The sequence below is a fragment of the Streptomyces sp. CA-106110 genome (assembly GCF_050936285.1).
Taxonomy (GTDB): Bacteria; Actinomycetota; Actinomycetes; order Streptomycetales; family Streptomycetaceae; genus Streptomyces.
This window is the reverse complement of the sequence record NZ_JBNJNB010000001.1, coordinates 11,281,873-11,301,411: the sequence shown is the minus strand read 5'-3', so window position 1 is coordinate 11,301,411 and position 19,539 is coordinate 11,281,873. Positions and strand designations below refer to the sequence as shown.

Sequence of the window (19,539 nt, the reverse complement as noted above, 5' to 3'; positions counted from 1 at the left end):
TCGGCGATGTCGCCCCTCCGCAGAAATGAATGGCTTGCGCCGGTCACCATCCCGATAATCACCATGTTCGTGAACAGGGACAGGCACTGCTTGAGGACTCGATGGACGGAGTGGACGCGCTGCTGACGGCGTATGACGAGCATGTGCGGGGGCATGTTCCGGAGCGGGCGCCCATGGGGGCCGTGGTCGAGCAAGACGGGCCTGTCCTTCGGACCCATTACGGCACCCACGGGACGGTCCGTCACACTCCGCTGCCCGCCAAGACCACGCCGACGGAGGTAGCTGAGCTGGTCCGTCGGCTGCAGTCAGACTTCGCCGCCCGGTGTGAACCGGTCGAGTGGCGAGCGTACAACCATGACCCGGTCGCCATGGGCGAGCCGCTGCGCGCCGCTGGTTTCACAGCAATGGGTCCGGAGCGGACGCTGCTCCTTGCCAATCTCGATGACGTGACGGCTGGCGCGAGCACAGTGGCTCCGCCCAAGGGATTGCGTGTGCGCCGGCTGGGCTACGGCTACCACCGCGAGCGGGAGATGGATCGCTTCGTCAAGGGCGGGGGCCCCTACGCGCGCGGCCTCGCGGACGTTCGCGAGGATCACGGGAACCTGCTGAGCTGGGCCTTGAACGTCCAGCTCCTAAGCGGCTTGCCTGAAGTTCTGCGCGTAACTCTTCGGCAGCCAGGGCGAGGCCCAGGGTGCGGCGGTGGTCAGCATCTGGGTGGGTGAGCGCTGCCGGAAGAAGGCGTGGACCTGGCGCAGGCGGCCCGGCCAGGTGACGACGGTGTTGGCAATGTGGGCCTTCAGCGCGGCCCAGATGCGCTCGACCGGGTTGTCGTGCGGGCTGTAGCGGGCGCCGAACAGCAGGCGCAGGCGGGGCTGGTCGGCCAGGTAGGCGGTCACCGCCTTCGCGTGATGAATGCTGTCGTTGTCGCAGACCACCGCGACGACCGGGGCGGCGGGGTAGGCGGCCAGCAGTAGCTGGAGGAAGGCGACGAAGGCGGCGGCATTGCGGCGGCCCAGGGTGTAGACCCAGGCGCCGGTGGCCACTTCCAGGGCCCCGAAGACGGTGGCCTGCCGGTTCTTGCCTGGGGTGGCCACCTGCTGCCGCGTCCCGCGCAGGATCCAGCTCGCCCGCACGTGCGGCAGTAGGTGCAGGTGGGTCTCGTCCTCGGCCCAGACCACCGACCCGTGGGGCAGGGCGGCGAGTTGGCGGCGCAGGGCGGCGAGGGTGCGCCTGCGCTCGGGGTCACCCCTGGCCACCAGGCGGGGCCGCCGCCAGGCCGCCTGTTCGCGAGTGTGCCGGTACACGGTGCGCAGGCTCATCTTCGGCCGGCCCAGGCGGCGCCAGATCCGGCGGATGGTCCACGGCCCGGGGCGGGTCAGCAGGCGGCGGATGCGCTCGCCCAGCCTCGGCCCGCCGAGCCGGGGCCGCCCCGCGCGGGGGCGATCGGCCAGGCCCGCCAGGCCGGCGGTGTTGTAGCGATGGATCCAGCGGCGCACCGTGGCCGGGTGGTAGCCGAGCAGCTCGCCGATCTCTCCTGCGGTCATGCCGGCCGCGGACAGCAGCACGATCACCGCGCGGGAGGCCTCTCGCCACCGGTGATGCAGCAGGTGATACAGGTGCTGGTACGCCGGACCGGGGCGGTTGGCGAACACGGATGCCGGACGCATACTGGCCTTGACCTCGCCGGTTTTGTCGTAGTTTGGTCAACCTCGATACAACACCCGGCGAGGTCTTCTCGTCATCGAGGCCATCGCGCCAGGCCGCCGCTGCCGCTCCAGATTCCGCGCAGAACTTCAGGTCATCCGCTTAGAAGCGGAGACCCGGCTCGTCGGCGTGGGCTGGGCGGAGGCTGTCGGGTCGACGGAATTCGCGGCCGTGCGCGGGATGACCGGTCCGCATACCGAGTTCCTGCCGGACTGGGTTCAGTGGGCCCGCGACAGCCACGCTCTCCACCTGGGCAGCGGTCCGCCGCGAGAGGCACCGGACCGCCGCTACCTCGTGGCCGAGGCAGCCGACGGCCCGATCCATGACGCCCTCCTCGCGGTCGGCTTCAGGGCCGTGTCGACCGTCCGTAGCTATGGCTGGACCCCGGCTGGTCCGCCGCCGGCTGCCTCTCGCCCCGTTTCCATGCTGATCGGCGACCGGGATCACGACGCGTTGTGCGAGGAGTTCAAGGCCCGCTTCTCCTTCAAACCCAGCTACACCTACTACCCCGGCATCGAGGAGCCGTCCGACTCCGTTACCTGGCACGTCGGGGACGTCACGGACACACGCCACTCGTACGGACTCATGCGAAACCTTCCAGACGATCACCGTGTCGCGCGCCTTCAGAAGGCCGTCGAGCGTGACCTGCGTGCTTGTGTCCGCCCTGGTGAGCAGCTCTACTCGGTCAGCTGGTGGCACCAGGGCTACCGCTTCGATCCGGCCCGCGTTGGAGGCTCCGGCCAGCCGACGTGGCCGGGCGCCGCTTGTTGGGAGGGCGAGTACTACACGCTCCTCACCCGCGACCTGCGCATGGGCACCTTTTGGCACCCTTGGGAGGAGTCCTTGTGTGTCTTCGGTGCCGAACTCCTGGCCGAGGTCGAACACGACCTCACGGCCATCCTCGGTACGGTGATGCGTCGCGGCGGCCGCAACACCGGCAACGTCTGGACATTCGAATCGCGCAGTGACGCTGTCTGAAGGGCTGCAGGACCACACCGGCACACGCTCGATGGCCCGTACACAGCTCATCTGCCGCCAAGCTCGACGTTCAGCCCCTCCATCTCAACCGCTCCCTCCCCAATGTGCCAAAGTAGGATGATTGTCACCTACAGCCGTCGCGGACCTGCGGCTTCGGCATGGCGAAGCACGGCAGTTCTCACCAGGTCGGCGTGCTACTTGTCACCAGCAGCACGGAAAGCATTGCTGTTGTCACCGGCTCCGGCGCTCCGTCGGCCACCTGAGCTGCACGGCGTCCGTGTCCGGCTCCCCTGTGTGCCTTGTTCGGTAGGCCGCTTGTCAGGATCGCCGCCGACGGGGCGTCGCCACGCGCGGCACCGAGCCCCGGAGACCGGGTCCCGGACCGTCCGCCACCACGGCTCTTGACCTGAAGTGCGCTCCAGATCCGAGCATGAAGGGCATGAACACCAACCCCCAGATCGTCCTCGGGACGATGGACTTCGGCACCCGCGTCGACCCGGACCGGGCCTTCGCGATCCTCGACTCCTTCGTCGCCGACGGCGGCGTCTGGCTCGACACCGCGAACTGCTACTCGTTCTGGGCCGACCCCAGTGGCACCGGCGGCGCGAGCGAGCACCTCATCGGCGCGTGGCTGCGGGCCCGCCCGGGCATGCGCGACGCGGTGCGGATCGCGACCAAGGTCCGGCAGAACCCGCTGGTCCCGCACTCCTGGCCGGAAAGCGCCGAAGGGCTGTCCGCCCGCGCCGTCCGCATCGGCGTGGAGGAGGGCCTGGAGCGGCTCGGCGTCGATCACGTGGACCGGCTCTGGGCCCACGCCGAGGACCGCACCGTGCCGCTGGAGGAGACGGTCTGCGCCTTCGGCGAGCTGGTCACCAAGGGGGTGGCCCTGCAGGTCGGGGCGGCGAACCATGCCGCCTGGCGCGTCGAGCGTGCCCGGTCACTCGCGCGGGAGCAGGGCGTGGAGCCGTGGACGGCCCTGCAGTTGCGCCACTCGCTCGTCCAGCCACGCCCGCTCACCCCCGTCGCGGAGGCCGGCCACCGCATGCTCACCGCCGAGGACCTGGACCTCGCGCGGTCGGAGGAACTCTCCGTGTGGTCGTACAGTTCGCTGATGTGGGGTTCGTATGTGCGCGCGGACAAGCCGCTGCCGGAAACCTACGATCATCCCGGGACCGCCCGGGTGCTCGCGGTCCTGGAGGAGGTCGCCGACGAGCTCTCGGCCACGCCGAACCAGGTCGTCCTCGCATGGCTGATGCGGCAGGGCATCGACCCTATCGTCGGCGCGAGCCGGGTGGAGCAGATCGAGCAGGCAATCGCCGCACGCCGTGTGCGGCTCAGCGACGAGCATCTGGCGCGCTTCGCCGAAGCGCGGTAGCGGCGGTTACCAAGGAGCTCCATGACCGCCCCCCCCGGCAGCGGCCGCCAACCGCACCGGCGTCTCGATCGACACGCTGCGCTACTACGAACGCGAAGGGCTCATCGGCCCGATCCGGCGTACCGCCGGCGGGCGCAGGGAGTACACCGAGGACGACCTCTTCTGGATCGGCCTGGTCACGTGCTTCCGCGAGGCCGGCCTCGGCATCGCGGACCTGCGCGGATTCGTCGCCATCCTGCGCGCCGAACACCCTCCGCAGGACCGGGTCGCCTCACGCCGGGCTGCGGCCATCTCTGCGGCGGTCTCCTCAGCGTGGCCGACGAACCCGCCCTCGACCAGGGCCGGCCGACTGCCCTGCAGGAACAGTGTGTCGGCGCCCGGGAACAGGCGTTGCCGCCAGGCCACCCAGGCTGGCAGCGGTTGCAGGCTCACTGCTCAGGCCCCTTCACACGAATCAGCGTCTGCTGCCCGTTCGCGACGAGCTTGCGCCGGCCGTCATGGACGGCGAACACCTCCAGATGGCACACCGTCAAGGTGCGCCCCGACTTCAGGACGGTCCCCACTGCCTCGATGCAGTCACCGACCGCGGGCGCAAGGAGGTTGATCTTGTACTCGACGGTGAGCACCTCGGTGTTCTCAGGGAACAGCGTGAACGCGGCGTAACCACCGGCACTGTCCGCGACGGCGCTGGTGGCGCCAGCGTGGAAGTAGTTGTGCTGCTGAGTCACTTCGGGCCTGCCCGAGAGTTCGAAATGGACGCGGCCGGGCACGATGTGCGTGATCCGGGCACTGAGGTGCGCCATCAGACCCTGGCCCTCGAAACTCCTGCGGATGCGTGCCTCCACCTCGGGGCTCGCCTGTTCCCGCTGCACCTGGTCTTCTACGTGAGGAGGTCTACGAAAGGATCCGGCGACTCGCGCAGCCGAACGGGTGACCCCGGAGGAGTACTTGCGACAAGCGATCGTGCAGGCACTGGCCCATGACCGGTCATCGCGCCGGGCGCAGCTGGAGTGCTCGCTGAACGAATTGCTGCGCACGCACAGCCCCGAGGAGGTCGCCGGGGCGGCGGCACGGCGGATCGGAACGTGAGTTCCCCGCGTGCTCCCCCGGTGTCGGCACGTCGAGGGGGTGGCCCGGCGTCACGGTCGAGGGCCGTCTGGAGCCGGGCCAGCATGCTGTTGAGGATGGTGGCGAGGCCGGTGAGACAGACGCGAAGCGGGATGCGGTTCCGCTGCTTCGTCGATCAGGCGTTCCGAACATTCGGTCGAGTCGCCTCTGCCTGGCGCATAAACCTGTCCTGGCGGCGTCGTTGCCGGAGACGCTTCGAGCGATTGAGGCCCGCCGCCCGCTTCTGGGGATTGGGTAAAAGCCAGGCGGGCGGCGGGTGACTGAGGTCGGTGTCTCAGACGTTGACACCGAAGTCGGCGGCGATGCCGCGCAGGCCTGAGGCGTACCCCTGGCCGACTGCGCGGAATTTCCATTCGCCTCCGTGGCGGTACAGCTCGCCGAAGACCATGGCCGTCTCCGAGGAGGCGTCCTCGGACAGGTCGTAGCGAGCGATCTCCTGGTTGTTCGCCTGGTTCACCACGCGGATGAAGGCGTTGCGGACTTGGCCGAAGCTCTGGCCGCGTGTGTCCGCGTCATGGATGGACACCGGGAAGACGATCTTGCCGATCTCGGCGGGCACCGTGGCGAGGTTCACCTTGATCGATTCGTCGTCGCCCTCGCCCTCACCCGTCAGATTGTCTCCGGTGTGCTCGACCGAGCCGTCCGGGCTCCTGAGGTTGTTGTAGAAGACGAAGTGCTGGTCGGAGATGACCTTCCCCGACGCGTTCAGCAGCAATGCGGATGCGTCCAGGTCGTAGTCAGCGCCGGTGGTGGTGCGCACGTCCCAGCCAAGGCCGACCAGAACTGCGCTGAGGCCCGGCGCCTCCTTGCTCAGCGACACGTTGCCGCCCTTGGCCAGGGAAACCCCCACGGCTCATCCTCCCGACTGTGGGCTGTCTGCACGGTCACCGACTTCAACGCAGACTGTAGCGCAATGGTTCCTACGATTGCGCAACATCTAAAGTATTGCCGCCGGATGCACCCGCAGCGGGCGGGCCCAGCGGCAACGAAGGCGAGGGGTCTGACGTGTTCACTGATGTAGGCCCACTGGAACTCATCACACTGGTGGTCCTTGCTGTCCTGCTTTTCGGGCCCGACAAGTTGCCCGAATTCATCCAGAACGTGACCAGGGTCCTGCGTAAGGTGCGTGAGTTCTCCGAGGACACCAAGCAGGAGATCCGCTCCGAACTGGGGCCGGAGTTCAAGGACTTCGAGTTCGAGGACCTCCACCCGAAGACGTTCGTGCGTAAACACGTCCTCGAGCGCGACGACCTCGGTCTCGGCGAGATCCGCGGCGCCCTCGACCCGAGGAGCGAGCTCGCGGAGATCGCAGAAGCAGTTCACGAAGCAGCGAACGGCAGTCGCAACGATGCGCCGACGACGGGGTGCGTAACCTTGGCGAAGGAGGCTCCGATCGAACTGGCCGCGCATGCGGCGTTCGACCCCGACGCCACCTAGCGCCGACTGTGCAGCCGACGGCGAGCGGAGACCGCACGGCTCAACGGCGGGCCTGCGGAGGGTTTGCGTATGAGCCGGTCCGAGCGGCCGCGAGTGTCCCTGCCCATCGCACACCTCGTCGAGTGGCACACAGATCGCGGGGGTGCGCATGTGCCGCCGGGACTTCTGCGTGAAGAACGAGCCCCTGTAGTGGCCGGCTCAGGGTGTGCCTGCCACGGGAGACTCAGCGTGCCGAACGGCTCTCGGCTGCCGGTCGCGCTGTGGCGCTCTCACCGGGCGCGGACTTGATGAGGCGTGGCGCGGGTTCGTTGGAGCTGGCGTCCTCGGCCTGCGCCGCGGTGGATTGCGCGGTGCCGTCGTCCTTCATGGCCTTGGCCTCGCTCTTGAGGATACGCATCGACTTGCCCAGCGCGCGGGCGGTGTCGGGCAGCTTCTTCGAGCCGAACAGCACGATGATGACGATCGCCACGACCAGCAGATGCCAAGGTTCCAGTCCATTGCGGAGCATCTGGCCCATCCCATTTCTTCGCCGGACAGTGGCACGGACCGGGGCGGCGCACCATCTGTCATCATTGCTTCATTGCGCAACTGTACAGTGATAGAGGGGAGTCGTCCCCTCCGTATGAGTCGAACATACGAGGGCGCACCGATGACGATCAGGGGCCATGACTCGCCCTCCTGTGACAGTCGTACAGCGCGGCGCCGTCAGCACAGCCCGTGGCGAACGGCACTCCTCATCGCGATGGCCGTGTTTGTACTGGGCGTGGCCGGCCTGGGCTGGATCTACCTGAAACTGAAGGGCGACATCAACATCTTCGATGTCGACGGCCTGTCCAAGAATCGGCCCGCCTCGGACTCCTCCAAGGGCGAGAACGTCCCGATCATCGGCTCGGACGCACGTACTGACGGCAACAGCACGCTCGGCAGCAGCAAAAACGACATCGGCCGCTCACACACCGCGTTCCTGCTGCACATCCACGCCGACCACAAGCGCGCTCTAGCGGTCTCCATTCCCCGCGACACCTTGGTGACCATCCCGCCCTGCAAGCTGCCGGACGGCAGATGGACGAACGCAGCTCCGTCGCGGACGACGCACGTTCGGCTGACGACGACCTGTGCTCCGGCCTGACGTACGGATCGGGCAGTTGACGTGGGCGAGGGGCGTGACCCGACTCGTTCGCATGGTTCGTGAAGTACATTTCCACACAACTTCACGCCGTTTGCCGTGTGCCGCGTGGCACTCGGGCTCGCCCTGCTGACCCTGGCCGCCTTGGGGGTCCTTGCCACCCGGCGTCGGCCAGCTCGGCTGACCCCGCAACGTAGGGACGCAGCCTCGCTGACGGCGCGGCGACGCTGCGGTTACTGATTTCGGCGTTTTGAGGTCAGGCTGGGGCTGGTCCTGTTGGCGTCCTCCGGATGCGGCGGTAGACCGGGAGGTATGAGGTACGCAGACGGTGGCGGGATGAACGCCAAAGAGCGTGCACGGCGTGAGGCAGTACGCCTGCGGGCGTCCGAGCTGTTCGCGGCCGGGGCCGGCGTCCCGGAGGTGGCCCGGCAGCTGCGGGTGTCGCCGAAGTCGGTCTACCAGTGGCGGCGGAACTGGGCCGCCAGCGGCCCGGCGGCCCTGGCCTCCACCGGGCCGGGCGGGCAGCGGTGCAAACTCGGCCCGGCCCTGCGCGGGAAGCTGGCCGCCATGCTGGAGCAGGGCCCGGCCGCGCACGGCTGGGATGAGGACCAGGTGTGGACCGGTGCCCGGGTGGCGACCCTGATCGGCCGGAAGTTCCACGTCTCTTACAGCGTCTCGGGGGCGACCCGGCTGATGCGCCGACTCGGCTTCACCCCGCAGAAGCCCGCCCGGCGGGCTGCCGAGCGCGACGAGGCAGCGGTGACCGCCTGGAAGGAAGGCGCCTGGCCGGAGGTAAAAGGACACAGGCGGCCACCGGCGGCTGGATCTGCTTCGAGGACGAGGCCGGTCAGCGTCAGCGGCCGCCCACCGGGCGCACCTGGGGCCGGCGGGGCCGCACCCCGGTGGTGACGGTGTCCGGCCGCCGGTCGGGCCGCATCTCCATCGCGGGCCTGATCGCACTGCGGCCCGGTTCCCGGACCCGACTGTGCTACCGGATCCGCGTCCATCACGGCCGCAGGGGCGAGCGGCGCAGCCTGTCGGAGACCGACTACATGCGGCTGGTCGATGGCGCCCACCAACTGCTGCGGGCGCCGATCGTGCTGGTCTGGGACCGGCTCAGCACCCATGTCTCGAAGGCGATGCAGCAACTGGTGGCCGCCCGCCCGTGGCTGACCGTCTTCTTCCTGCCCACGTACGCACCGGAGTTGAACCCGGTAGAGGGTGTGTGGTCGCAGTGCAAGCGCAGTCTGGCCAACCTCGCCGCCGGTACGGTCGACCGGCTGGAATCCCTGGTCCGCAATCGGCTCAAGAGCCTGCAGTACCGCCCCGCAACACTCAACGGCTTCATGACCGAGACCGGACTCCAACTCGACTCACCACCGCCCTGACCTCAAAACGCCGAAGTCAGTAAGGGCGTGGCCGCCACGGAGGCGAGGTGGACGAGGTAGCGGGGGGTCTATGGGATCCGTCACCTTGTGAATCCGGGGGGGCCTGTGCTGAACAGGCCATTCGTTTGTTAGATTGCGCAACTACGCAATCGAGTGACGTCCCACTTCGCCCGATGGATGCGGCCGTACACGCCTGGCCGCACAACCGACGGCCTGATGGGCCCGACCGTTCGTGGAGTGGGAGATGAGTGACCTGCGGGACGGCTCCGATCGCCGGGCCACGCGCCACCGCACCGGCCAGGTGCCCGGCCCGCGTAGCGGCGTGCCCGCTGATGAGCGGCGGCCAGGCGGCCGGGCAGCGACACGAGCGGCCTCGCGCGCCGGGGGCCGCTCCCGCCCGCAGCGCCGCGCCCAGCCGGCGCGGCGCGGGCGACGGGCGCTGCGGATCGCCGCGATGTGCCTGTCCGTTCTGGTCGTCGTCACCGCCGGCGCCGGCTGGTGGTTCTACCAGCACCTGAATGACAACATCCACAGCGTCGCGCTCGGCGGGAGCGGCGGCAGCGAGAAGGCGGACGTCTTCGGCCGCACCCCGATCAACATCCTTGTGATGGGATCGGACGGCCGTACCAGCGCGGCCGACTGCAAACTCGGCGGCGGCTGCGCGCAGTCCGGCGTGCAGACCGGCGGGGGGAACGCGGATGTGGAGATGGTGGTACACATAGCCGCCGACCGGTCCAACGCCACGGTGATGAGCATCCCCCGCGACACCATGACCAATGTGCCGGCCTGCAAGAACACCGAGGACGGGACCTTCACGTCCGGGTACTACGGCATGATCAACAGTGCCCTGTCGTACGGGCCGGCGTGCCAGGTGGCCACGGTTCACCAGCTCACCGGTATCCCGATAGATCACTTCGTGAAGGTCGACTTCTCGGGTGTGGTCAGCATGTCCGACGCGGTCGGCGGGGTATCGGTCTGCGTCAGCTCCAACGTGTACGACACGTACTCGCACCTGAAGCTGTCCAAGGGCAGCCACACCCTCAAGGGGGTCGCGGCGCTGGAGTTCGTCCGCTCCCGGCACGGCTTCGGCGACGGCAGTGACCTGGGCCGCACCTACGCGCAGCACATGTTCCTCAGCTCGATGATCCGCAAGTTCAAGAGCGCGGGCACTCTGACCGACCCTTCCGCCGTCTACGGTCTCGCCGATGCGGCCACGAAGGCCCTCACTGTCGATGACGGCCTCGGCAGCGTCAGCAAGCTGGTGGGTCTGGCGTCCGACCTGAACAAGGTTCCCTCCAAGCAGATCACCTTCACCACCATGCAGACCGCCCCCGACCCCAACAACAACGAGCGGTTGGTGGTCGGCGCCGGCGCCAAAGCCCTGTTCTCCACCATCGCCAACGACCAGTCCTTGACCGGAACCTCCGGCAAGAAGTCCGCCACGGCCTCCGCCACTGCCCAAGCCGTCAACGCCTCCCAGGTCGCCGTGAAGATCGAGAACGGTACCGGCATCAGCGGGCGCGCCTCCGTCCTCGCCACCGCCCTGACCGACAAGGGCTTCAGCTCGGGCACGACCACGGCCAATGCCCCGAGCACGGCGGCCACCACGACCCTCACGTACGAGATCGGGCAGAAGCCCCAGGCTCAGACCGTGGCCAAAGCACTCGGCGTGCCCGCCTCGCACCTCCAGCAGAGCAGCGGTACTGGCCTCACCCTGGTGATCGGCAGTGACTGGCCCAGCGGCACCACCTACCCCGGCGGTAGCTCCTCCCCGGCACCCGCCGACACCCACGCCGCCGTGTCCAACGCTCACGCGCAGACCGCCGACCAGTCCAAGACCTGTGCTCAGGTCAGCCCGTACAGAACAGTCTCGCTCAATGGCGTCAGCATGACCCCGGCCCAGGCGTACGCAAGCGCCCGCAACCAAGCCGACTCCGACGCCTGAGACCGCTGGCCCCTCTTTGGGCCGTCTTGTTCCGGCGGTCTTCCCCGGATGCCACCGTGCGGTGTTCGATCCGGACCAGCCCAGTTGGACAGCGCCGAGGTGGCCCGCACCCGGCACTGCCGCGCGCTGTGCGAGGGCGCGCCCCATACGCCCGGGCCTGACGGGCGGGGTTGCGCCCCTCGAGACATGCCGGATCGGGCACCCGTCAGGCGGCTGATGGAGTGCGCCGGCCGGTCACGCGATGGCGAAGTAGGCCAGGCTGCCGAGCCCCGCGAGCGTGCAGTAGATGGCGAAGGGAATGAGGGTCCGCTTCTCGAAGTACCGGACGAGGTAGCGGGTCGCGAGGTAGGCGGCGACGAAGGCGGCCACGCTGCCCGCCAGGAGCGGGCCGCGCAGTCCGTTTCCCTCGGGCCCGAGCAGCGGGGGCAACTTGAGCAGGGCCGCGCCGCCGATCACCGGGGTGGCAAGCAGGAACGCGAAACGTGCGGAGTCTTCGTGGTTGAGGCCGCGGAAAATGCCGGCGCTGATGGTCGAACCGGAGCGACTGATCCCGGGGAGCAGGGCGAGGATCTGGGCCGCGCCGATCGCCATGGCGTGGCGCATGGTCATCCGTGTGATCCGCAGGTCCGACTGCTCCTCCGGCGTCAGCTGCTCGGATCCCTCCACGCCGGAGGCCCCTGCCCGCCTGCGACCCGTGCCACCGCGCCGCAGTTGTTCGGTGACGAAGAGGACGATCCCGTTGAGGGCGAGGAAGATCGCGGTCGGCACGGGCCGACCGAGCGTCGTGCGGAACAACTTGTCGAGTGCGAGGCCGGCGACTCCCACCGGGATGGAGGCCGTGATGATCAGCCAGGCGAGCCGCTGGTCGACGGTCTGAATGCGGCGTTGCGTGATCGACGTGGACACGCCGCGGATCACTCGGAGCCAGTCGCGCCAGAAGTAGACCACCAGCGCGAGCGCCGTGGCCAGATGGAGACCGATCAGCTCGTTGAGGTACATGGACCCATCGGCAGACACGTCCAGGTCGTGCTTCCAGCGCCCGCCCAGAAGGGCGGGTATGAGGATGCTGTGCCCGAGACTGGATACGGGGAACAGCTCTGTGACGCCTTGCAGCAGGCCGACGCCCACGGCTTCGGGGTAGGTCAGAACGGACATGGCCCGGAACCTACTACACGAGTGTAAAAATTAGGTTGACGGCGGTACCGAGTTAGGCGAGGACACCAAACGCGCCGACGCTGCAAGAGCTCGCCGTTCTCACGCGTCTGCCGGGCGGCCGGAGAGATGACGCTCGTAACGTGCACGGGCCAGTACGAGGCCGGTGGCGTAAAGCGCCAGGACGGCCGTAAGGAGCAGGTAGTACTCGAGGGGCAGTGTCGTCAGGCCGAGCGCCGGGCCGAGCGGGGAGGGTGGCAGCAAGAGGCCGACGACGGCCAGGGCAGCCGCGGACCAGCCGATCGGGCCGATCGTACGGCCTTCGAAGAGTCGGCGTCCGGCGCGCAGGAGCACCATGACCAGGGCCTGGGTGAGCAGGTTCTCGGTGAACCAGCCGGAGTGAAAGATCGCCTCGTCGTCGCCGGTGCCCGGACCGTGCAGGGCGAGAGCGAGAACGGCGAAGGTAGCCAGGTCGGCGACGGCGTTGAGGACCCCGAATCCAGTGATGAAGCGTAGGACGTCACGCGGACTCAGCACCGTGGGGCGGCGCAGCACCGATGGGTGGGGACGGTCGTAGGCGAAGGCGAGTTGGACGGTGTCGAAGCACAGGTTCTGCACGAGGACCTGGGCCGGGAGCATGGGCAGGAACGGCAGGAGCAGGCCCGCGGCGAGCATCGCGATGACGTTGCCGACGTTCGACGACAGGGTGATCCGCAGATAGGTGGCGACATTGCCGCTGCTGTGGCGACCGGCGCCGATGGCGTGGTCGACCGCGGTCAGGTCCTTCTCGGCGAGCACGACGTCGGCGCTCTCCCGGGCCACGTCCGCGGCGTCGCGCGGAGCGATGCCGACATCGGCGGCCCGCAGGGCGGGCAGATCGTTGACGCCGTCCCCGAGGAAACCGACGGTATGCCCGCCGGTGCGCAGCGCGGCACTGATCCGAGCTTTGTCCTCGGGGGTGCAGCGGGCGAAGACGGGCGTGCGGCGGGCGAGCTCGGTGAGTTCGGTGTCGGTGAGGGCGTCGAGGCGGTCGGCGGTGAGGACACCGTCGGGGCCGAGGGGGATGCCCAGGTCGCGGCAGGCGCGGGCGGCGGTACCGGGGTGGTCGCCGGTGAGGATCTTGATCGTGACGCCTCGTTCGGCCAGGGCGGCGAGGGCTGCGGCGGCTGTGGGTGCGAGGGCGTCGTGGAAGGTGACGAAGCCGATGAAGGTCAGGCCGCGTTCGTCGGCCAGGGTGTAGTCGCGGGTACGGGCCGGGCGTTCAGCGGTGCCCACCGCCAGGACCCGTAGCCCGTCCTCGGCCGCGCCGGCCGCAAGGGCCGACAGGCGCCGACGCTCATCCTCCTCTAGAACGCAGCGTTCCAGGACGGCTTCGACGGCTCCCTTGACGACGAGTGTGTGCCTGCCGAGTAGGCCGGGGATGCGGACGACAGCGGTGGACAGGCGGCGCACCGGGTCGAAGGGCAGGGCCGCCACTCCGTCGTGCCCCACGAGGGCGTCCTCGTCAGCCGTGTCCAGGATCGCCTCATCGAGGGAGTCCGGTTCAGGCAGGTCGGCGAGTTGCAGGGTCCACCAGGAGTTGACCGCTGCCCATGCCAGGACGCCGGGGTCGTCCTGGCCGTCGGCGTCCAGGCCCTGCGCGACAACTGGCCGGTCCTGGGTGAGGGTGCCGGTCTTGTCCAGGCACAGCACGTCGACGGCACCCAGATCGTGCAGCGCTGGCAGTCGTTTGACGATCACGCCGTGGATGCGGGCGAGCCGGGAGGCGCCCCGGGCCAGGCAGTTGGTGACGACGACCGGCAGCATCTCCGGGGTCAATCCCACCGCCACGGCGACGGCGAACGGCAGGGTCTCCAGGCCGCGGTCGCGCAGCGCGGCATTCGCCATCAGCACCAGGGGCGGGGTGAGGAGCATGAAGCGGATGAGGATCCAGGAGATGCCGTGCACCGACCGGTCGAAGGCACTCGCCTCACGCTGCCGGGCAGTAGTCCCCTGTGCGGCCGCGAGTCGGGTACGCGCTCCGGTCTCGACGACGACGGCGATGGCGCTGCCGGAAGCGACACCGCTGCCTTGGAAGCACCACTGCGGCTGCCCGAATACGGCGCTGCCGTCCGGGGACGGGATGTCTCCGGCACTCTTCGCGACGGGAGCCGACTCGCCCGTCAGGGCAGCCTGGTGGACGGTCAGCCCGCTCGCACGCAGGAGCCGTACGTCCGCGGGGACCAGGTCTCCAGCACCCAGTTTGATGATGTCACCGGGGACGAGCTCCGCCACGGGGATCTCCCGAGCCGTCGGCGGCACCTCCTTGTCGGCGCGCCGCACCACGGTGGAGGTGGTGGCGACCAGCTCGCGCAGCCCGGCCATGGACCGGTCGGCCTGGTACTCACCGGAGGCCCGCAGCACGCAGCTGACCGCGACCAGCAGCAGTATCACGCAGGCGGTGGACCAGGCGAAGACGGCAGCGGAGACCAGACCGAGGCACAGCAGTACGGCGGTGAACGGGTCGTGCAGGCTACGCAGGAGGAGCTGCGGCCAGGAGGCGGCCTGCCGGGCCGGGAGGATGTTTTCCCCGGAGTCGGCCAGACGATCCGCGGCCTGCGCTTCCGTCAGCCCGCGCGGTCCACTGTCCAGCTGCCGCAGGATCTGAAGTGCCGTTCCTGCGCCGGATCCAGAACCGGACGTCCCGACGACGTGTTCCGCCGGTGGCGTCGGCGTGGCCCCGGCGAGTGGCGCTTCAGCGCCCTGGTCCGAGGCCGAGGCGATCCTAGACACCGGTCCCACGCAGTCGGCGCACCGCTACGGTGGGCTCCTCGGTGCGAGCGGTCAGCTGGCGGACCATCAGCCGGACGACGGTGACGACATCGGGGTCGTCCACGTAGTAGACCTGCCGTCGCCCCTCCCGTCGTGCCCGCACGAGGCCGGCGAGCTTCAGCTTCGACAGGTGCTGGCTGACGGCGGGCAGTGCCCCGCCCACCCGGTCGGCGAGGTGGGTGACGTCGCTCTCGCCCTCGGACAGGGCCCACATGATGTGCAGACGCGCTGTCGAGGCCAGCAGTCCGAAGGCTGCGGATGCCTCCGCCAGTACCTCGGCGGGAGGATCCTGGTAGCCACCAGCGATCTGCACCACAGTCCTCTCCCATCCGCCCGCATCACGGCCAATGCACATGCGCCCACCCAGTGTAGGCGCCGATGCTGCAGCGTCATGCCGCAAAGGGCACCCCGGCCACCCCTGTGGACGGACGAGCGCTCGCGAGGACTCACTCACTCCTCGTAGAAGTTGTCGACGACAACGTCCAGCTCGTCGTCGAAGGCCTCATTGAGCAGCGCCCCGCCGATCAGGCCGGCCGCACCCGCGCCGATCAGTGCGCCCGTACCAAATCGCCGCCCGCCGACCTCCTCTGAGTGCATGTAAGTTGCGCAACTGAGCAATACACCATCGCGGGCTGGGCGGGAATGTTTCCGCTTACGGCCCGACGCACTGGAGGAAAACGACGTGGGCATCATCAGCTGGATCATCCTGGGGCTGCTCGCAGGAGCCATCGCCAAGATCCTGCTGCCCGGACGAGACCCGGGCGGCCTGATTGGCACGACCCTCATCGGCATCGCCGGCGCCTTCGTGGGCGGCTGGATCTCCGCCCACTTCCTCCACCGCCCCGTGCAGAAGCAGTTCTTCGACCTCTACACCTGGGGCGCGGCCATCGGCGGCTCGCTTGTGCTGCTCATCGGCTATCGCATCCTGTTCGGTAACTCCCGCGACTGAGTCCGGTATTGCGACCGCTCCGGGCTCAGATGAGACGGCCGGCGGGCAGTAGGTCCTGGAACGTCCTGCCCGCCGCGGGCTCGCCCAGATCCACGGCCAGGTGATGAACCCTCCAATGCCAGCTGACGCAACATCGGAAGCGGCCTGAGGGCCGAGGATTGGTAGGAACATAGGTCGTTCAACACGGTGGGCGGGGATTGCCGGGTTCCCCTCGCGGGGCGGCATCAAGAAGAAGAGCGCTCAGGGGACGGCCGCACAGAGGTTCCGAGCCGAACGAGCTGCTCGCACTGCTCGTTGCCGGAGCGACGCTGAAGCAGAAGCCGTCACACCGCGTCGAATGATTGCTACATTGCGCAACTGTAGAAGTCTGTGTGCAGGTGAGGGGTGCATATGCCGATCAGCCATCAGGAGCCGCGACGCGGCCGGAGCCTTCGTCTCGCGGCGCCCGCGCATTCGCGCCCCGGGACGTCCCGCCGGGCCATGGGCGGGCGACGCCGCCGGATGCGACTCCTGATGGTCTCAGGCATTTCCTTGCTGGTCCTGGGCACGGCAGGCTTCGGTCGCACTCTTCTGATGTCGGCCGGCGAAATCGATACGTTCGACGCGGACGGCATCTCCGGCAACCGGCCCGGGTCAGGGGGGAAAGGGGAAAACGTCTTGGTCATCGGATCTGACGGCCGAGTCGACGGAAACAGCGAGCTGAGTGGCGGCGACAAGGCAGACGTAGGGCGCGCCGATACCGCGTTCCTGCTGCATGTCTACAGCGATCACCGGCACGCCGTAGTGGTGTCCATCCCGCGGGACACGCTGGTGACGATTCCGCCGTGCAGGTTGCCGGACGGAACGTGGAGCGCGGCACGGACCAACACGATGTTCAACGCGGCCTATTCAGTCGGTCAGACCGTGGGCGGCAACCCGGCGTGCGCTCAGAACACCGTCGAAAGACTGACCGGGTTGCGCGTGGACCACACAGTCGTCGTCGACTTCAAGGGCTTCGCGAAGCTGACCGAGGCTGTCGGCGGAGTTCGGGTGTGCCTGCCACAGGACATTTACCAGAAGGACCTCAGCCCTCACCGTGCCGCCCGTGGCCGGCTTCTCTTTCACAAGGGTCCGCAGACCGTCTCCGGACTTGAGGCGCTGGATTACGTCCGCATCCGGCACGGCATGGGTGACGGCTCTGACATCGGGCGCATCAAGCGGCAACATGCGTTCATGGCCAGCTTGATCAAGAAGGTGAAGGGTGACGGACTCACTCCGGCCAGACTCCTGCCACTTGCCGAGGCCGCTACCACGGCGATGACCGTCGACCCCGGTCTGGGCACGGCGAACAAACTGGTCTCCTTCGCAATGACGCTCAAGGAGGTCGACCTGCACAACATCAAGTTCGTCACGGTTCCCTGGCGCTATCAGGGATCGCGCGTCGCCGTCGTCCACCCTGACGCCGACAAGCTCTGGGCGGCTCTCAAGACCGATCGCGCCATCGGCGGTGCGGACGCGGGCCGAGTGATGGAGTCCCAACGGGCGGATGCTGTCGCGGCCTCCCCGTCACCAAGCGTCGAAATGACAGTCTCCGGACGCCCAGCCGCCGTAGCGGTCTACAACGGCACGAGGATCAACGGGCTGACCTCAAGGGCGGCTCAAGCCCTGATGCGTCACGGTTTCACGGTTTCCAGGACCGGTAATGCCAGCAGCCGCGGCCATGCCATCACACTCGTTCAGTACAGCGCGGTCCTCAAGTCCGAGGCCGAGAAGATCGCCAAACTCTTCCCCGGCGCCCAACTCCAGCCCATTGCCGGACCGGGAGTCACCGTAATTCTGGGCCAGCACGTGGCGCCGTCAACGGTTCCGGCTTCGCGAGCACCTACATCCGCGGCCACCAGCGCCCGCTCGGCCGATGACGACCTCTGTTCCGATCTCTCATACGGTAGGGACAGCGCGGCGGGCCGTGCCAGCGCAGGCCGCGCCGGCACGGCCCGCCGTACGACATTGGAGGAACGGTACTGATTCTGGCCACCGACGGTGCATCCGCCCACCAAGTGACCCCGAGCGGCGTCGCATCCACGCCTCCCCTGTCGTCCGGGTGCGCATACATCGACACCAAGGCGAATACATCAATAGTTGCGCAATAATGGAATAGTGGTAGAGCCGAGCGGGAAGGCCAGAACCGTGCGTGATACAGCCACCGCGGAGCGCGTACTCGACGACCTGGTGAAGGGCTACTCGCTCCCGCCAGAGGACGAGATCCGGCCCGCTTACCAGCCCGTAGAGGTACATGACCGCGCAGGCTGCCCATGGCCAGGCGTCATCGTCGGATGGTGGGCCAACCCTGGTGGCGTCACATGGTGCCAACTGCGGCTGTCGGGCGCACCGACTCCACGATGGGCGGTCTTCGATCCCGACCGGATCATTCTGTTGGTCCAGAGCGGCACCTGACGCAGAGCTGCTTGCGGCGAGCCCCTGGCCGTGTTTACCGCTCTGGCGACAAGCGTCGGCGGTCGTCGGCTGGCTGCCCAGCGCGGCCGTCGTCCTCGCGGTGCTCGCGGCCCGAACCTGGTGGCTCCAACGGCGGCACGGTTCGTGCTCCTGCGCCTCGGCATCGGCCGGACGCGGGGGGTGCGGCTGCCGCAGCAACGTGTAACGTCCGGCCCCCGCGGCGGTCCAGTCCGGCGGTGGGATCAGCCGAGGGACGGCGCGGAGGTAGACGAGCGCCGAGGGTCTGGGTGGACTTCAGCGGACGCCCTGGCGCTCGCCGGACGGCGGTTCATGGGCCTGTACCTGCCGCGCGGGCGGCAGCTCGGTCCGGTCGCGGCTGTATGGATCCGCAGCCTGCTCGTCCTGGTCTTCGAACGGGGCCTGGGCACGTCGCTGATCTTCTTCGGCCTGTTCGTGATCATGCTGTACGCGGCGACCGAACGGACCAGTTGGGTGGTATTCGGCGTCGCCATGTTCGCCGTCGGGGCGTTCGTCGTCGGCTCCTTCGAACCGCACGTGCACGGCCGGGTGGTCGCCTGGCTGCATCCTAAGGACATCTTCCCGCCGCCCGAGCAGCGTCCTGCGGGTCTCGTGTCCGATCAGGCCGCCCAGGCCCTTTACAGTTTCGGTTCCGGCGGCATGCTCGGCTCTGGCCTTGGTTAGGGGCGCCCGGAGCTCATCGGCATCGCCGGGCGCAGCGACTTCATCCTCACCACGGTCGGTGAGGAACTCGGCCTGACCGGCGTGACGGTCGTCATCCTGCTCTACGCGCTGCTCGCCGAGCGCGGCCTGCGCACCGCCCTGACCGTCACTGACCCGTTCGACAAGCTGCTAGCCGCCGGCCTGGCCACCGCGGTTGTGCTTCAGGTGTTCGTCGTCGTCGGCCGGGTCACCAGCCTCATCCCCCTCACCGGCAAGGCCCTGCCCTTCCTCGCCCAGGGGGCTCCTCCATGGTCGCCAACTGGCTGCTCGTCGCCCCCCTGATCAAGGTCAGCGACACCGCCCGCCGCCCCGCACCCCAGCCACCCATAGATCTGAGCGCCGCCGACACACACATCGTCCGACCGTGACCCG

At 68.5% G+C, this 19,539-nt stretch carries 18 protein-coding genes and 3 pseudogenes; 13 read left to right on the top strand and 8 right to left on the bottom strand.

Features of this window, described 5'->3' with window-relative positions:
* Positions 1-632 precede the first annotated feature (632 nt).
* Positions 633-1,667 carry an IS630 family transposase gene (locus ACQEXA_RS52100; RefSeq protein WP_433129173.1) on the bottom strand — a complete coding sequence of 345 codons (1,035 nt, stop codon included), beginning with the start codon at positions 1,665-1,667 and terminating at the stop codon, positions 633-635.
* A 217-nt stretch (positions 1,668-1,884) separates the two neighbouring features.
* Here ACQEXA_RS52100 and ACQEXA_RS52095 point away from each other — a divergent pair, with 217 nt between their 5' ends.
* From ACQEXA_RS52095 to ACQEXA_RS52085, 3 genes and pseudogenes are all read left to right on the top strand, one after another.
* Entirely contained in the window at positions 1,885-2,682 is a 798-nt protein-coding gene (locus ACQEXA_RS52095) for a DUF2716 domain-containing protein (RefSeq protein ID WP_433133548.1), read from the top strand.
* A 430-nt stretch (positions 2,683-3,112) separates the two neighbouring features.
* The gene (locus ACQEXA_RS52090; RefSeq protein WP_433133546.1) at positions 3,113-4,057 is read left to right on the top strand and encodes an aldo/keto reductase; all 945 of its coding nucleotides are present in this window, start codon (positions 3,113-3,115) and stop codon (positions 4,055-4,057) included.
* A gap of 34 nt (positions 4,058-4,091) precedes the next feature.
* Positions 4,092-4,340 (top strand): annotated as a pseudogene (locus ACQEXA_RS52085) (MerR family transcriptional regulator); the annotation flags it as partial.
* 145 nt (positions 4,341-4,485) lie between these two features.
* On the opposite strand, the gene ACQEXA_RS52080 reads toward ACQEXA_RS52085, so the two are convergent.
* Complete coding sequence (locus tag ACQEXA_RS52080) at positions 4,486-4,929, bottom strand: PaaI family thioesterase (protein ID WP_433133544.1); 444 nt, start codon at positions 4,927-4,929, stop codon at positions 4,486-4,488.
* Between the two features lie 76 nt (positions 4,930-5,005).
* Here ACQEXA_RS52080 and ACQEXA_RS52075 point away from each other — a divergent pair, with 76 nt between their 5' ends.
* Positions 5,006-5,146 carry a hypothetical protein gene (locus ACQEXA_RS52075; protein WP_361005157.1) on the top strand — a complete coding sequence of 47 codons (141 nt, stop codon included), beginning with the start codon at positions 5,006-5,008 and terminating at the stop codon, positions 5,144-5,146.
* A 313-nt stretch (positions 5,147-5,459) separates the two neighbouring features.
* Here ACQEXA_RS52075 and ACQEXA_RS52070 read toward each other — a convergent pair whose 3' ends face one another.
* The gene (locus tag ACQEXA_RS52070; RefSeq protein ID WP_361005133.1) at positions 5,460-6,035 is read right to left on the bottom strand and encodes a TerD family protein; all 576 of its coding nucleotides are present in this window, start codon (positions 6,033-6,035) and stop codon (positions 5,460-5,462) included.
* Positions 6,036-6,190: 155 nt separating this feature from the next.
* Here ACQEXA_RS52070 and ACQEXA_RS52065 point away from each other — a divergent pair, with 155 nt between their 5' ends.
* The gene (locus ACQEXA_RS52065) at positions 6,191-6,622 is read left to right on the top strand and encodes a sec-independent translocase (protein ID WP_432922346.1); all 432 of its coding nucleotides are present in this window, start codon (positions 6,191-6,193) and stop codon (positions 6,620-6,622) included.
* Between the two features lie 223 nt (positions 6,623-6,845).
* Here the strand turns inward: ACQEXA_RS52065 and tatA are convergent, their stop codons facing one another.
* On the bottom strand, positions 6,846-7,130 hold the full coding sequence (tatA, locus tag ACQEXA_RS52060; protein ID WP_433134798.1) for a Sec-independent protein translocase subunit TatA: 285 nt from the start codon (positions 7,128-7,130) through the stop codon (positions 6,846-6,848).
* Positions 7,131-7,364: 234 nt separating this feature from the next.
* Between tatA and ACQEXA_RS52055 the strand changes: the two genes are divergently transcribed.
* From ACQEXA_RS52055 to ACQEXA_RS52040, 4 genes and pseudogenes are all read left to right on the top strand, one after another.
* Positions 7,365-7,751 carry a hypothetical protein gene (locus ACQEXA_RS52055; RefSeq protein ID WP_432922349.1) on the top strand — a complete coding sequence of 129 codons (387 nt, stop codon included), beginning with the start codon at positions 7,365-7,367 and terminating at the stop codon, positions 7,749-7,751.
* 309 nt (positions 7,752-8,060) lie between these two features.
* A pseudogene (locus ACQEXA_RS52050) lies at positions 8,061-8,465 on the top strand (helix-turn-helix domain-containing protein); the annotation flags it as partial.
* On the top strand, positions 8,363-9,136 hold the full coding sequence (locus tag ACQEXA_RS52045) for an IS630 family transposase (protein WP_432921848.1): 774 nt from the start codon (positions 8,363-8,365) through the stop codon (positions 9,134-9,136). The pseudogene ACQEXA_RS52050 and the gene ACQEXA_RS52045, both read left to right, overlap by 103 nt.
* 244 nt (positions 9,137-9,380) lie before the next feature.
* Positions 9,381-11,081: an LCP family protein gene (locus ACQEXA_RS52040; protein ID WP_432922352.1), complete on the top strand. Its 1,701-nt coding sequence runs from the start codon at positions 9,381-9,383 to the stop codon at positions 11,079-11,081.
* 234 nt (positions 11,082-11,315) lie between these two features.
* On the opposite strand, the gene ACQEXA_RS52035 is transcribed toward ACQEXA_RS52040, so the two are convergent.
* The 4 genes from ACQEXA_RS52035 to ACQEXA_RS52020 form a co-directional block, all read right to left on the bottom strand.
* Positions 11,316-12,236, bottom strand: a complete 921-nt coding sequence (locus ACQEXA_RS52035) for an undecaprenyl-diphosphate phosphatase (protein WP_432922355.1) — start codon at positions 12,234-12,236, stop codon at positions 11,316-11,318.
* A 99-nt stretch (positions 12,237-12,335) separates the two neighbouring features.
* On the bottom strand, positions 12,336-15,005 hold the full coding sequence (gene mgtA / locus ACQEXA_RS52030) for a magnesium-translocating P-type ATPase (protein ID WP_433133542.1): 2,670 nt from the start codon (positions 15,003-15,005) through the stop codon (positions 12,336-12,338).
* Positions 14,998-15,399 (bottom strand): ArsR/SmtB family transcription factor, encoded by a 402-nt coding sequence (locus ACQEXA_RS52025; RefSeq protein WP_432922361.1) that lies wholly within the window; start codon positions 15,397-15,399, stop codon positions 14,998-15,000. Before ACQEXA_RS52025 ends, mgtA begins: the two co-directional genes overlap by 8 nt.
* 95 nt (positions 15,400-15,494) lie before the next feature.
* Entirely contained in the window at positions 15,495-15,641 is a 147-nt protein-coding gene (locus ACQEXA_RS52020) for a hypothetical protein (protein ID WP_433133540.1), read from the bottom strand.
* Between the two features lie 85 nt (positions 15,642-15,726).
* Here ACQEXA_RS52020 and ACQEXA_RS52015 point away from each other — a divergent pair, with 85 nt between their 5' ends.
* The 4 genes and pseudogenes from ACQEXA_RS52015 to ACQEXA_RS52000 all read left to right on the top strand — a co-directional run.
* The gene (locus tag ACQEXA_RS52015; protein WP_432922367.1) at positions 15,727-15,993 is read left to right on the top strand and encodes a GlsB/YeaQ/YmgE family stress response membrane protein; all 267 of its coding nucleotides are present in this window, start codon (positions 15,727-15,729) and stop codon (positions 15,991-15,993) included.
* Positions 15,994-16,383: 390 nt separating this feature from the next.
* A complete protein-coding gene (locus ACQEXA_RS52010) occupies positions 16,384-17,997 on the top strand; it encodes an LCP family protein (protein WP_433133538.1) in 1,614 nt (537 codons plus the stop codon).
* A 162-nt stretch (positions 17,998-18,159) separates the two neighbouring features.
* Positions 18,160-18,426, top strand: coding sequence for a hypothetical protein (locus ACQEXA_RS52005; RefSeq protein ID WP_432922375.1), 267 nt, complete (start codon positions 18,160-18,162; stop codon positions 18,424-18,426).
* A 300-nt stretch (positions 18,427-18,726) separates the two neighbouring features.
* Positions 18,727-19,535 (top strand): annotated as a pseudogene (locus ACQEXA_RS52000) (FtsW/RodA/SpoVE family cell cycle protein); the annotation flags it as partial.
* Positions 19,536-19,539 lie beyond the last annotated feature (4 nt).

Excerpts from the sequence above, each read along its gene's own strand:
- ACQEXA_RS52100 (WP_433129173.1), bottom strand. The coding sequence starts at position 1,667 with ATGCGTCCGGCATCCGTGTTCGCCAACCGCCCCGGTCCGGCGTACCAG.
- ACQEXA_RS52095 (WP_433133548.1), top strand. The coding sequence starts at position 1,885 with ATGACCGGTCCGCATACCGAGTTCCTGCCGGACTGGGTTCAGTGGGCC.
- ACQEXA_RS52090 (WP_433133546.1), top strand. The coding sequence starts at position 3,113 with ATGAAGGGCATGAACACCAACCCCCAGATCGTCCTCGGGACGATGGAC.
- tatA (WP_433134798.1), bottom strand. The coding sequence starts at position 7,130 with ATGCTCCGCAATGGACTGGAACCTTGGCATCTGCTGGTCGTGGCGATC.
- ACQEXA_RS52055 (WP_432922349.1), top strand. The coding sequence starts at position 7,365 with ATGGCCGTGTTTGTACTGGGCGTGGCCGGCCTGGGCTGGATCTACCTG.
- ACQEXA_RS52040 (WP_432922352.1), top strand. The coding sequence starts at position 9,381 with ATGAGTGACCTGCGGGACGGCTCCGATCGCCGGGCCACGCGCCACCGC.
- ACQEXA_RS52035 (WP_432922355.1), bottom strand. The coding sequence starts at position 12,236 with ATGTCCGTTCTGACCTACCCCGAAGCCGTGGGCGTCGGCCTGCTGCAA.
- ACQEXA_RS52025 (WP_432922361.1), bottom strand. The coding sequence starts at position 15,399 with ATGTGCATTGGCCGTGATGCGGGCGGATGGGAGAGGACTGTGGTGCAG.
- ACQEXA_RS52020 (WP_433133540.1), bottom strand. The coding sequence starts at position 15,641 with ATGCACTCAGAGGAGGTCGGCGGGCGGCGATTTGGTACGGGCGCACTG.
- ACQEXA_RS52010 (WP_433133538.1), top strand. The coding sequence starts at position 16,384 with ATGCCGATCAGCCATCAGGAGCCGCGACGCGGCCGGAGCCTTCGTCTC.